The sequence below is a fragment of the Christiangramia fulva genome (assembly GCF_003024155.1).
GTDB classification, from domain to species: Bacteria; Bacteroidota; Bacteroidia; order Flavobacteriales; family Flavobacteriaceae; genus Christiangramia; species Christiangramia fulva.
On the sequence record NZ_CP028136.1, the window covers coordinates 2,324,561 to 2,338,298 of the forward strand.

Annotated in this window: 10 protein-coding genes; 8 read left to right on the forward strand and 2 right to left on the reverse strand. The window is 42.0% G+C overall.

Features of this window, described 5'->3' with window-relative positions:
* Position 1 precedes the first annotated feature (1 nt).
* Together C7S20_RS10335 and C7S20_RS10340 are read right to left on the reverse strand one after the other, a co-directional pair.
* Complete coding sequence (locus tag C7S20_RS10335; RefSeq protein WP_107012405.1) at positions 2-1,522, reverse strand: sialate O-acetylesterase; 1,521 nt, start codon at positions 1,520-1,522, stop codon at positions 2-4.
* A gap of 100 nt (positions 1,523-1,622) precedes the next feature.
* On the reverse strand, positions 1,623-2,669 hold the full coding sequence (locus tag C7S20_RS10340; protein WP_107012406.1) for a GntR family transcriptional regulator: 1,047 nt from the start codon (positions 2,667-2,669) through the stop codon (positions 1,623-1,625).
* Between the two features lie 405 nt (positions 2,670-3,074).
* Between C7S20_RS10340 and C7S20_RS10345 the strand changes: the two genes are divergently transcribed.
* From C7S20_RS10345 to C7S20_RS10380, 8 genes are all read left to right on the forward strand, one after another.
* Positions 3,075-5,171 (forward strand): bifunctional aldolase/short-chain dehydrogenase, encoded by a 2,097-nt coding sequence (locus tag C7S20_RS10345; RefSeq protein WP_107012407.1) that lies wholly within the window; start codon positions 3,075-3,077, stop codon positions 5,169-5,171.
* Positions 5,172-5,248: 77 nt separating this feature from the next.
* The gene (locus tag C7S20_RS10350; RefSeq protein ID WP_107012408.1) at positions 5,249-6,529 is read left to right on the forward strand and encodes a sugar isomerase; all 1,281 of its coding nucleotides are present in this window, start codon (positions 5,249-5,251) and stop codon (positions 6,527-6,529) included.
* Between the two features lie 10 nt (positions 6,530-6,539).
* A complete protein-coding gene (locus C7S20_RS10355) occupies positions 6,540-7,925 on the forward strand; it encodes an FGGY-family carbohydrate kinase (protein WP_107012409.1) in 1,386 nt (461 codons plus the stop codon).
* Positions 7,922-8,662, forward strand: coding sequence for a (Fe-S)-binding protein (locus C7S20_RS10360; RefSeq protein WP_107012410.1), 741 nt, complete (start codon positions 7,922-7,924; stop codon positions 8,660-8,662). Before C7S20_RS10355 ends, C7S20_RS10360 begins: the two co-directional genes overlap by 4 nt.
* Entirely contained in the window at positions 8,659-10,026 is a 1,368-nt protein-coding gene (locus C7S20_RS10365) for a lactate utilization protein B (RefSeq protein WP_107012411.1), read from the forward strand. Before C7S20_RS10360 ends, C7S20_RS10365 begins: the two co-directional genes overlap by 4 nt.
* Positions 10,019-10,600 carry a LutC/YkgG family protein gene (locus C7S20_RS10370; protein ID WP_159039917.1) on the forward strand — a complete coding sequence of 194 codons (582 nt, stop codon included), beginning with the start codon at positions 10,019-10,021 and terminating at the stop codon, positions 10,598-10,600. The genes C7S20_RS10365 and C7S20_RS10370 overlap by 8 nt, the downstream gene beginning before the upstream one ends.
* A 7-nt stretch (positions 10,601-10,607) precedes the next feature.
* The gene (locus tag C7S20_RS10375) at positions 10,608-12,032 is read left to right on the forward strand and encodes a purine-cytosine permease family protein (RefSeq protein ID WP_107012413.1); all 1,425 of its coding nucleotides are present in this window, start codon (positions 10,608-10,610) and stop codon (positions 12,030-12,032) included.
* Positions 12,033-12,211: 179 nt separating this feature from the next.
* Positions 12,212-13,690, forward strand: a complete 1,479-nt coding sequence (locus C7S20_RS10380; protein ID WP_107012414.1) for a glycoside hydrolase family 28 protein — start codon at positions 12,212-12,214, stop codon at positions 13,688-13,690.
* Positions 13,691-13,738 lie beyond the last annotated feature (48 nt).

A 13,738-nucleotide genomic window follows, 5' to 3' on the forward strand; every position in this document is an offset into this window, starting at 1 on the left:
CTTAGAATTTTTCATATGTATTACCAGGCCAATCGTCCGTCCGGAAAGGGGAAGCTGGTAGCCCTTCTTTATTGAAAAGATTAGGTGCCGGTATATCCTTCCACGCAAAACGAACGGCTACAGGATCTTTGACTTTTGGAGAGGAAACAATAACTGTGTTGCCCTTAATTCGGGCTTTAGCAGGATAAAATTTCTGATTGCTTCCTGCAATCTCGAATTCAGTTAAGTCCTTCCCTTTTTTCACCAGCCCAGCTCCTGTATGGTCAAAGTAGATTTGGATAGAATTCTTTCTTTTTTCCATATGATCATAAATTGGTCCGGAAAACACTAATTTCTCTTTTCCATAGGTTTGGGCAAGGGCCCATAGGCTCAATCTTTTACCCACGGTTTGTTTATCTCTCGGGTGGATATCAGTTGGGTTTCCTATATCAGTTGTTACTACCATTCCGGTGTTTTTTACATTTTGGAAAGCCATCAACTGTGCTTCCCGTATTTCCGCATTTTGACTTCTGTGAGGTGCAATTTGTACAAAATAGAAGGGGAAATCTCCCTGCTGCCAATCCCTTCTCCAATTTTCAATCATAGCGGGGAACAGACTCCGGTATTGATAGGCTCTTTCAGCGTTGCTTTCTCCCTGGTACCAAATAGCTCCTTTTATAGTGTAATTGATCAAGGGATGGAGCATAGCATTGTATAATACATAGGGATCTTTATTCCTTTCACCTTTAGAAGGCTTTTCCAGGTCTGTATTTGCTATTTCTTTTTGTTTGGCACCGTAATAGCTGGCAAGATCGTGATAATACTTTTCCTCTTTTTCAGCATATCGCTCAAGGATTGGTAGAAAGTCTGGATTTTCTTCAAGTACTTTTTTAGATGTCCAGGCTTCGGCTTTTGTACCACCCCAGGAGGTGGAGATCAGACCAATGGGGACATTCAACTCCTGTTTAAGATTTCTTCCGAAGAAATAAGAGACGGCAGAAAAACTCTCTACCGTTTCGGGAGAACAGCGCTTCCAGCTACCTTTTACATCTTCTTCGGGATGTTGTGAAACGTCCAAACCCACTGTGAATAATCGTATATTCGGATAATCGGCCTGTTCTATTTCTTGTTGATAATTCTGTACCCCGGTTTTCCAGGTTCCTTCCTGTCTTCCTACAGGAAAAAACATATTCGATTGGCCCGAACAGAGCCAAACCTCGCCTAGAAGGACGTCGTGAAGCTTTATGGTATTTTCCCCTTTTAGAACAATATCATAGGCTTTGCCATCGGCAGCGGGAGTATGGACAGTGAATTTCCAGTTTCCGTTTTCATCAGCCGTAGTATGCAAATTCTCTTTTTCCCAGCCAAGCTTAACGTCAATCTGCTCTCCCGGCTTTGCCCAGCCCCAAAGATTTACAGCAGATTTCTGTTGTAGGACCATACGGTCTCCTACCAGGGAAGGCAATTTTATTTCAGCGAAGAGCGTTGTCCTGCCAAAAATGAGTAAAAGGATGAGTAATGAAAACTTCCTAAAAAACGACATACAGGCAATAAATTAAAATAATTTTTGCCTAAATATAAGGGAGTCGGTGCGGACGAGTATCCTGTACTGTTATGACAGGAGGTAGATTCCATAACGAAATCTATACAGAATTGCGTTCAATATAGTTAAAAACATTCTTGACCTTCTCCTTTTTGTTTCTTAGAACCATGTAAGCTGCAGATTCTCCCATCGTCTTGAAATCGGTGCTGATCACAGAAATACCCAATAGTTCCTTTAAAGGGGTGTCATTATAAGAGATAATACCAATATCTTTTCCCAGCTTGAGCCTCTTTTTTCGGGTTTGCCGCACAAGGTTCACCAGGTCACGCTCCTGGATAGTTACATAGATATCCTTACTTTGTAACTCCATATCTTCATAGATCTCGTCGAGAACTTCGAAATCGAGATTGTTAGTTACGCAAAATTTCCTAAAGCCAGTAAGAATTCGGCGAGGATATGGGTTGGCCGACCTGTTTGGATAAACCAGGATGATTTTATCGTATTTCTTTATTTTTTCAATGCCCTCTGTAAGGGCATTATAGATGTCTTCTTCAAAATCCTGATAAACGGAACCAAAATTTCCGGTCAGTCCTGATTTAATATTGTCAAGCATGATTAATTTATGGTCGGGGATTTTTGTAAGAATTCTGAGTACTTCAGGAGTGTAGCTCACATGACATGAATTCTCATCCCTGAAATGTGGCATGATAACATAGTAATCATAAGAACCTATGTTCCTTTCCATTGTTTTTATAAAAAGAGATTCATCACAGTGGTAGATGAACATATCTACATGACCATTAACGCCCAGTCCATTGACAAAGGCATTATAGGTGATCATTTTATAGGTGCTAGGTTTATTAACCATAAAAAGAACGTTCACCTTGGAAATAAGATCTGTTTTGGCAGTGTAAAAACCTTTTCCCTTTACAGAAACGATTATTTTGCGCTCTTTAAGAAGCTTATAAGCTTTTTCTACAGTATCACGGGACAAAAGTAGATTTTCGCTCAATTCATTTATTGAAGGAATTTTTTCCCCTACTTTAATTCTTCCATTGGCGATATCTGCGACCAGGGAATCCACGATCTGCTTGTACTTGGGAATTCTCGAGGTTTCGTTAATTTTTATATGGAGCGCCTGGGACATTTTTCGACAATAATTGGGATAGTTCTCTGGGGATAAATGTAAACAATTTCCCAAAATTTAGCGAATGTTTAAGACATTATCATGGTTAATTGATTTTTTTTTCAAAAGGAAAATCCAAAGCTTAAAAAGTAAAATCCGTAGCATAGGTTTCTTCCGGAAATAAAAATTGGAAAAGGTAAATATTCCAGAAAAAGTAAAGAGTTTCTGCGGGGAAAATTGGTTAGTAGTGGATTTGCAGTATTTGTAAAAAGGTGGTTAATTGCAGCTAATAGGTTCTTTTAAAGCTTTCAGGATACTGAGGTAGAATCGTTTTTGGATTAACAGTATACTACAGGATGGAAGCTTGGAACCTGAGAATTACTTTTGAAAAATCATTGAGTATTTTAATAGAAATTTAAGAATCAAATGGAAAAAACCTTTCAATACGTAGACTACCTCTGGGATGAAGAAAAAGCTGCTTCATATGGAGATGACCAGGTGGCACTATTTCTTTATCGATCTAATATTCTTGGAGCGGACTTAAGAATAACGAATTATGGCGGAGGAAATACGAGCTGCAAAACCATTGAAAAAGATCCGTTGACTAATGAAGATGTTGAGGTGATGTGGGTCAAAGGCTCTGGTGGAGATATAGGTACATTGACGAGAGAGGGTATAGCAGGTTTATACACTGAGAGATTGAGAAACCTTAAAAATGTTTACAAAGGTATTGAGGATGAAGACCGAATGGTAGGTCTTTTCAATCACTGTATCTATGATTTGAATAGTAAAGCCCCTTCAATAGATACTCCTTTACATGGGCTTTTACCCTTTAAACATATAGATCACCTTCACCCAGATGCTCTTATTGCTGTGGCTGCAGCTAAAGACAGTGAGAAAGTGACCAAAGAGATCTGGGGGGATACCATGGGCTGGGTACCCTGGCAGCGTCCTGGTTTTGACCTGGGACTTCAGCTGGAGAAGTGCCTGAAGGAAAACCCCGGTATTAAAGGAATCGTTCTTGGCAGCCACGGACTTTTCACATGGGGCGATACCTCCTACGAATGTTATGTGAATAGTTTGGAAGTTATTGAACAGGCTTCAGAATACATCGCAAAAAAAGTGAAAGAGAAGGGTGAAGTGTTTGGCGGTCAAAAGATAAAAAGCCTTTCTCCTGCAAAACGGAAGGATAAAGCGGCAGAATTAATGCCCATGTTGCGTGGTCTGGCTTCTTCTGAAAACCAAATGATCGGGCACTTTACCGATAGTGATACCGTATTGCAGTATATAAACAGCAATGACCTGGAGCGATTGGCGCCCATGGGCACTTCCTGTCCCGATCACTTCCTGCGCACCAAGATCCAGCCTTTGATACTGAAATTGGATGCTTCTGAAGATCTTTCAAATACCGAAGAGGTCTTGAAGAAACTGAATCCGGCTTTTGACCAATATCGCAAAGAATACAAGGAATACTACGAAAACTGCAAGCACGACAATAGTCCTGCTATGCGGGATCCTAATCCCGTAATCATTATTTATCCTGGCGTGGGAATGTTCAGCTTCGCTAAGAATAAACAAACAGCACGTGTCGCCAGTGAATTTTATGTGAATGCCATTAACGTGATGCGTGGCGCAGAGGCTATTAGTGAATACACGAGTCTTCCAAGGCAGGAAGCTTTCGATATAGAATACTGGCTGTTGGAGGAAGCTAAACTTCAGCGTATGCCTGCAGAAAAATTATTGTCCAGAAGAGTGGCGATCGTTACCGGAGCCGGTGGCGGTATAGGAAAAGCAATAGCAGATAAACTGGTGGCTGAAGGTGCCAATGTGGTGCTAACCGATGTGAATGAAGAGAATCTGAAGGAGGCAGTTGCTACTTACAAACGGGATCAGGTTGATGGAGTTATCTGTGATGTGACCAGGGAAGAATCAATCGTAGAGGCTTATAAAAAAGCTAATCTCGCCTTTGGGGGCGTGGATATGGTGATTCATTCCGCCGGCCTGGCAATTTCGAAACCTCTTGAAGAGACTACTCAAAAAGATTGGGATCTGCTTCAGGATGTTCTGGTAAAAGGTCAGTTTTTGATGGCTCAAAAAGGAGTCGAAATAATGAAAAAGCAAGGGCTTGGAGGTGATATTGTGAATATTGCCAGTAAAAATGGACTGGTGGCTGGACCAAATAATGTTGGTTACGGAACCGCCAAAGCTGCCCAGCAACACATGACCCGCCTTTTGGCTGCGGAACTGGGAGGAGATCACATCAGGGTGAACACCGTGAATCCTGATGGTGTGATCGTAGGCAGTAAGATTTGGGAAGGTGAATGGGCGGAAGGCCGTGCGAAAGCTTATGGAATTACGGTAGATGAGTTACCGGCACATTACGCCAAAAGAAACCTTTTAAATGAAATAATTTATCCTGATGATATTGCACAGGCCGTATTTTGCTTAACAGGGTGTCTAACCAAATCTACCGGAAATATCATTAATGTAGATGGTGGGATGGCAAATGCTTTTGTAAGATAATGTTTGTTTTTAGCCGATTAAAGGGATTTTCATCAAATGAAGATCCCTTTTTGGCTAATTAATGTTAAAATTGATTTATGAAAATCGATAAAAATAAAATTGCCGATCATAATGGGCAATTCAGAGAATCCTTTGACAGGGATTTTGGTTTTGTAGCTGAAAACCTCAGTCGTAAAGGAATTGATGTTGAAAAAGTTGTAATGAAGGTGAGCGAATTCCAGGTGGCGGTGCCAAGTTGGGCTTTAGGTGCCGGGGGCACACGTTTTGGTCGTTTTTCCTACGGCGGCGAACCTGCCTCTCTTGAGCAAAAGCTAAATGATATTGGAGTTTTAAATGACCTTACCCGTACTGCCGGGGCAGTTTCCCTTCACATTCCTTGGGATACCCCCAAAGATGTTAAGGCTATTAAAGAAGTGGCCGCAAGTCATGGAATTTCCTTTGACGCTATGAATTCCAATACCTTTCAGGATCAGCCTGAGGCAGAGAAAAGCTATAAGTTCGGCTCTCTTAATAATACTGATCCCGCAATACGAGACTTTGCCGTGCAGCACAATATAGATGTGATAAACATCGGCAAGGAATTAGGATCCAAAAGCCTTACGGTGTGGCTTGCTGACGGAGCTAGTTTTCCCGGGCAACTGAACTTCCAAAACGCTCTGCAGAATACCCAGAAAAGCCTTCAGGGTATTTATAAGCACCTGCCAGATGACTGGAGAATTTTTATTGAGTACAAGCCTTATGAGCCTAATTTTTACAGTACGACAATCCAGGATTGGGGAACTTCTTTCATGCTTGCGAATGCCTGTGGAGAAAAAGCCTACACGCTGGTAGATCTTGGGCATCACCTGCCTAATACAAATATTGAACAAATAGTGGCCACTCTTATGCTAAAAGGAAAGCTGGGCGGTTTCCACTTTAACGACAGCAAATATGGAGATGACGACTTAACAGTAGGTTCTATAAAACCTTATGCCCTTTTCCTGATCTTCAATGAGCTGGTATACGGAATGGAGAACAATCCGCAAAATCCCAATCTTGCCTGGATGATCGATGCCAGCCATAACATCAAGGATCCGCTGGAAGATCTTTTGCAGTCCCTCGAGGCTATTCTTATTGCTTACGCCCAGGCGCTGCTTATAGATCAAAAGGAGCTTAGGGAGGCACAGGAACAGAATGACGTGGTGAAATGTCAGGAAATTCTACAGGAAGCGTATCGAACCGATGTTCGTCCTATTCTTATGGCCGCACGCAAAAAAGCCGGGGCGGCACTTCACCCAATAACCGCATATCGCGATTTCCAGGTGCGAAAATCCCTGATAAAAGAAAGAGGTACAAAAAACATGGCAACCGGATTGTAAAGCTTTTAAGATGGCCAAAAAGAAAGTCACAGCCGTTTTTGATATCGGAAAGACAAATAAAAAATTCTTCCTCTTTGATAAGAATTATAAAGAAGTTTTCCGGGAGTACACACAGCTGCCTGAAACCAAAGATGAGGATGGGTATCCTGCTGAAGATCTTGAGCATCTTCAGGCGTGGATAGAGGAGACTTTTCACAAAGTCCTGGAAAGCGAGGAATTCAGTGTGAAGTCGGTGAATTTTTCTACTTACGGAGCGAGTTTCGTCCATATTGACCACAAGGGCAACGCGCTCACTCCCCTTTATAATTACACGAAATCGATTGAGAAAGACGTTGAAGAAGAATTCTACAATAGCTACGGCGGAAAGCTTAAAATTGCTACCGAAACAGCCTCTCCGCAATGCGGGTTTCTAAATTCGGGACTGCAATTGTACTGGTTGAAGAAGAGAAGGCCTGAAGTTTTTAGCAAAATCAAGTATAGCCTGCATTTGCCTCAATACCTGTCTTATCTTTTCACCGGAATTCCGGTGAGTGAATATACCAGTATTGGCTGTCATACGAACCTGTGGGATTACGAAAAGGAAGATTATCATGAATGGGTTTATGAAGAGGGGATCGATAGGATCCTGGCGCCTCTTGTGCCTACTTCTGCCAGCATAAACACTTCTTATAGGGATCAGAAGATCAAAATTGGCGTAGGAATCCACGACAGTTCTTCCGCTTTATTGCCTTACATTCTGAGCAAAAAAAAGCCATTTTTACTGCTCTCTACCGGTACCTGGAGTATTGCCCTGAATCCCTTTAATGAGGAGAATCTCAAGGAAGAGGATATTAGGAACAATTGTCTTAATTACCTAAGGATCGACGGCAAACGGGTAAAAGCTTCCCGCTTCTTTATGGGAAATGAATACAGGCTTCAGGTGCAGAAGCTTGGCGATTACTACGGAAAAGAGTACGGGTATCACAGGGATGTGAAATTCGACCAGGACCTGTATCTTAAACTGATGAGGAAACCTTCCATCTATTTTAAGTTCGAAGGTATTTCCCTGCAAAGAAAAGAACTGCATAAGACCGATCTTAAGCCCTTTGCCTCTTTTGAAGAAGCTTATCATCAGCTGATGATCGAGCTGATGGAATTACAGATCCATACGATCAAGAATGCCATAGGAAGCACGAATATCAAAACCATATATATTGACGGCGGTTTTACCGATAATGATGTTTTTATGAAATTAATGGCCTGTCATTTTAGCCAATTCATGGTACTGTCTACACAGTCGCCACTGGGATCTGCGCTGGGTGCTGCTATGGTCATTTCCAACAAGAAGGTAGATTCCACTTTCCTGAAAGAAAATTACCGGTTGAAAAAACTGGTGCCCCTGTTATTGAAAATATGAGAGTAGGACTTTTTATACCCTGTTATATAGATCAATTCTTCCCTGAAGTAGGAATTGCCACCCTTCAACTCCTTGAAAAGCAGGGTTGCGAAGTGGTTTTTCCTGAAAAGCAAACCTGTTGCGGGCAACCTATGGCCAATACAGGAATGGAACAGGAAGGCAAAAAAATCTATGCAGATCTGGCTGAACTTTTCAGCGACTGTAAATACATCGTGGGTCCTTCGCCGAGCTGTGTAAACCATATCAGGGAGCACTATGATATTATAGAGCAAACAGAAGCTATTCGGCACTTGAGAAAAAACGCTTATGATCTCGTGGAATTCCTTGTTGACGTTTTGAAGATTGATCATCTTGATGCGAGTTTTCCATACAAAGTAGGATTGCACAGAAGTTGTCATGGCCTGCGGGGAATGCATTTGTCCAAACCATCAGAACTTATGTGTGATATTCCGCTGAAATGGGAAAAAGTGTTGGGTTTGGTAGAAGGTGTGGAACTTGCCAAATTAAACCGCTCTGATGAATGCTGCGGTTTCGGCGGAACTTTTGCCGTGGCTGAAGAAGCAGTTTCAGTAAAAATGGGGAAAGACCGGCTGGCAGATCACCTCGCCAACGGAGTCGAAGTACTTACTTCAGGAGACATGTCTTGTCTGATGCATTTGCAGGGGATTGCCGGGAGGCAGAAAAGCGGCCCCAGGATCGTGCATCTTGCAAATATCTTAAATGGAGATAAATTATGAGCACGCATTCGGAAAAAGCAGCAGCATTTATAAAAGATGAAGCCCGAACCAATTGGCATGACGGGGCCCTCTGGCATGTGAGGGAGAAAAGGGATGCGGCAGCTTCCCTCCTTCCGGAGTGGGAATTATTAAGAAACACCGCCTCCCATATTAAAGACAATGTACTGGCCAATCTTGATGATTATCTCATCCAGTTCGAAGCTGAAGCAAAAAAAAATGGGGTAGTGGTGCATTGGGCCAAAGACGGTAAAGAACACAACCAAATAGTTGGTCAAATTCTCCAAAGGAGTAATGCAAAGAAGGTGGTAAAGAGTAAATCCATGCTCACCGAAGAATGTAAACTCAATGATTTTCTGGAAGAAAATGATATTGAAATTATAGATACCGACCTGGGGGAACGCATCATTCAAATGCGGAAGGAAGAGCCCAGCCATGTGGTTTTGCCGGCCATTCACATAAAAAAAGAAGAGGTTGGCGAACTTTTTCATAAGGAATTGGGGACCGAAGAAGGGAATTCAGATCCAACTTATCTCACCAAAGCGGCCCGTACTCATTTAAGGCAACGGTTCTTTGAGGCCGATGCAGCCATCACTGGGGTAAACTTCGGAATTGCCGAAACGGGTGGGGTTGTGGTTTGTACTAATGAGGGGAATGCCGATATGGGTTGCCATTCCGCAGCCGTGCAAATTCATTCCATGGGAATAGAAAAACTGCTGCCAAAGGCTGAGCATTTAGGAGTGTTTACCCGGCTGTTAGCGAGAAGTGCTACTGGGCAGCCCACAACGATTTATACATCCCATTTTCAGAAGCCGCAAAAGGGAAAGGAGATGCACATAGTGATCGTAGATAACGGCAGAAGTGAGCAGCTTGGGAAAGAAGATTTCAGAAATAGTCTGAAGTGTATCCGCTGTGGCGCTTGTATGAACACCTGTCCTATCTACAGGAGAAGTGGCGGGCATAGTTATCATGCAACCATTCCCGGGCCTATTGGGGCAATTCTTTCGCCAAACCGGGACCTGAAGAAATACAGCGACCTGCCTTTTGCTTCCACCCTTTGTGGCTCATGCAGTGATGTTTGTCCTGTCAAGATTGACATTCACGAGCAGCTTTATAAATGGAGGCAGGAAATTTATAAGCACCACGAACTTCCAAAATCCAAATCGATTCCACTCAGAATAACAGGAAAGATCTTTGAAAATCCTTCGATTTTTAATTCTGTGGGGAAGATAGCCCGCAGTTCTCTCAAACATCTTCCAAGGTTTATGGTCTATAATAATCTTAATGGCTGGGGCAAACAAAGGGAGCTTCCTGAGGTGCCAGAATACAGCTTTAAGGAATGGTATAAAAAGCAAAAAGATGAGTAGGGCAGATATTTTAGAAGCCATTAAGAAGAATAAGCCGCAAAGCCTTTCTTTGCCGGACCTGTCGGTTTTTCAGCATGAAATTTCGCCAGAAATTCTCGTGGCCGATTTCATTAAGACTTCTACGGGCAATATGAGCAATGTAGTAGATCTTACTACTTCTGAAGTGGATCTTTCTGTTTTTCTGGAAGAATTTATTGCAGAGAATTTTCCGAAAGCGACAAAATTCTATGACACGAGAAGTTCAGGAAAAGAAATTCCGGAAAATGTCGATTTTCAGGAGAACATTGATCTTTTCATAGCTGAACCAAAACTAGGCGTTGCCGAAAATGGATGTTTATGGCTTGATGAGGGAATATTAAAGCATCGGGTTGCCCCTTTTGCCTGTCAGCATACCCTGATGGTTATCGATCACCATAACATAGTGCCTACCATGCACCAGGCCTACCAAATATTGAACATCAATGAAACCGGCTATGGGGTTTTTATTGCCGGGCCTTCAAAAACTGCCGATATTGAGCAATCTTTAGTGATCGGCGCACAGGGAGCAGTAAGTAATACAGTTATTTTAATCTAAAGAAATTATGAGTTTAGCCCAGGTAGAAGAAGAAGTAATAGAAAACGAAACCGCTGGAGAATTCGAGAGGGAGCCGGTCCCCCAGTCTCAGTGGAAAAGCTGGAAAAGTTTTTTGGGTATGTATGCCGGCGAGCATGCTGCAGGTACCGAGTTTGTGATAGGTCCTTTATTTTTAACCACCGGCGTTAGTGCATTTGATCTCATTGTGGGGCTATTTTTGGGTAACCTCATGGCGGTATTGAGCTGGCGTTTTCTGACGGCTGAGATCGGTGTGAAATTTCGCTACACCCTTTATTTTCACCTAGAAAAGATCTGCGGAAAAAGACTCGTGACCATTTATAATCTTGCAAATGGCATGCTCTTCTGTTTCCTGGCGGGTTCCATGATCACAGTTTCGGCTACGGCGGTAGGCATTCCGTTTGATATGAAAATGCCGCAACTTACCGATACTATGCCTAATAGTCTTACCTGGGTAATTGTGGTTCTATGTATAGGGGTTGTTATTTCTCTAATTGCGGCCAAGGGCTACAGCACGGTGGCAAAGGCTGCAAACTGGATGTCTCCCTTTATCGTTTTGGCTTTTATTGCCTGCGGGATTGTCTCTTTGTACCAATTGCATATTGACAGCTTTTCGGAGTTCTGGAACATTTGGGGCACGGGAGGAGAACCCTTTCCTGGCCAAATGAAATACACCTTCTGGCACGTCTTCTTATGGTCGTGGTTTGCCAATGCCGCCATGCATATTGGAATGTCGGATCTTTCAGTTTTCCGTTTTGCGAAAAAATCCAGTACTGGATGGACAACCGCCGGTGGAATGTATGTAGGTCATTATGTGGCCTGGATTGCAGCGGCCTTGTTGTATGCCGTATATCTCAAATCTCCTGAAGCAGCGTCCTTTTTGAATAATGGAGAAGCACCACCTGTTGCACCGGGACCTCTGGCCTATAACGCCCTGGGATTTTTTGGGATCATCGCTGTTCTCCTGGCCGGTTGGACAACGGCCAATCCTACTATCTATCGAGCTGGACTGGCTTTTCAGGCTATTATTCCAAAAATGTCAACCTTTTGGGTCACAATTTTAGCAGGGGCTGTTGCTACTATCGCGGGATTGTTTCCTGCCTTCGCAATGAAGCTGTTGGATTTTGTGGCGCTATATGGGTTTATTCTGGCACCAATTGGAGCGGTAATAGTTTTTGAATATTTTTTCGGAAAAAAAGCCGAAATTCAATCATTCTATGCCGAAAAATCAGGGATTAAATTTAATCAGGCTGTTTTTTGGGCATGGGTACTAAGCGCGGGAATATTTTATGGGATCTCGATCTATTTGGATGTTTTTCTCTCTTTTCTAACTTTACCTGCCTGGATTTTTTGTGGAATTTTATACCTTGTTTTCAGTAAATGGGTACAGAAAAGAAGTCTTCAATTTGCATAATACCAACAGAGAATTAGACAAAGCATTTTATTTTTAATTTTTGAAACAATTTCTATTTTTATTGACTGCCCAATTTGGAAAATGCATGTATTATAATCTTCTTCAGGTAAGTACGGGATGGCGAGACGCATAAAGTTATGGAAATTACAAAATCAATAACCCTATTTAAACCTCTTTTGATGAAATTCTATTCTATATTCCTGGGTCTAATTTGCTCGTTTTTCTTTTTTTCCTGTAAATCTTCCGGTGAAGCAGAATCAGATAAGATAAAAACTGAAAGCCTTCAACCAGATTGGGTTTCAAAAGTTGGTTCCAAAGATTTTAAGTTGCGGGAAAAGGTATATTATGTTAATGATTATGTTGCCAAAATGGACAGTAAAGTTCTTAATACTGAAGCCATTCAAAAGGCTATTGATGTTTGTGCAGCCAATGGAGGCGGAACAGTATCCTTTAAGCCGGGAATTTATCTGACAGGATCTGTTTTTATAAAAGAAGGAGTGCATTTCCAAATTCCTAAAGGAGTTGAAATTAGGGGAAGTGAAGACATCAAAGACTATCCTGAAATAGACACCCGCATTGCAGGGGTTGAAATGAAATGGCCTGCAGCTTTGATCAATGTGAGGAACCAGAAAAATGTGATCATTGATGGAGATGGTCTGGTGAACGGGCAGGGAAAGGTCTTTTGGGATTATTATTGGGATTTGCGGAAGGAATATGAACCAAAAGGTCTAAGGTGGATCGTAGATTATGATGCCAAACGTCCTCGTACGTTCTTGATTTCGAATTCGGAAGACGTAAAGTTGAAGCAGATAAATATTCAGAAAGCCGGTTTCTGGACGGTGCAGATTTTATATTCCAATCACATAACTGTTGATGGTATTACCATCCGAAATAATATTGACGGGCATGGTCCAAGTACCGATGGGGTTGACATTGATTCTTCAAAATGGATCCTAGTTCAGAACTGCGATATAGACTGTAATGACGATAATTTTTGCCTCAAGGCTGGTCGTGATTGGGATGGTCTTAGGGTTAATCGCTCCACGGAATATATAGTGGTACGCGATTGTATTGCACGACAAGGCTCAGGCTTACTCACCATAGGAAGTGAAACTTCGGGAAGTATAAGGCATGTATATGCTTCAAATATCCGGGGTAATGGAACCAAAAACGGATTAAATATCAAATCGGCAACTACAAGGGGAGGTACAGTAGAAGATATCTACCTGGAAAATATAAAAATGGATTCTGTTCGAACTTTTATAGAAGTTTCGATGAACTGGAACCCTTCTTACAGTTATTCAAAATTGCCTGATGGTTATGATCGAGATTCCATACCCCTAAGATGGAAAAAAATGCTGAGGCATGTAGAACCGAGATCAAAGGGAATTCCAAAGTTTCAGAATATCACTCTTTATAATATTGACGTAGATGGAGCAAAAAGGGCTATCAACGTTAATGGCCTGAATAGTTCTTATGTAGAGAATATTAACCTAAAAGATGTGCATATTCAGGCTGAAACTGCCGGGCAAATAAACTATAGTAAAAACTGGAACCTCCAGAATGTCACAATAGAAACAGATGACAATTCAAAACTGAAGATCGAAAATTCTCCCGGCGTAACTTTTTCTGATTCATTATATGTCAATTCGCAATAGAGCTGGGGAAGAAAATGCAACATCTTCTCAGCGGTGTATTCCTCTTTG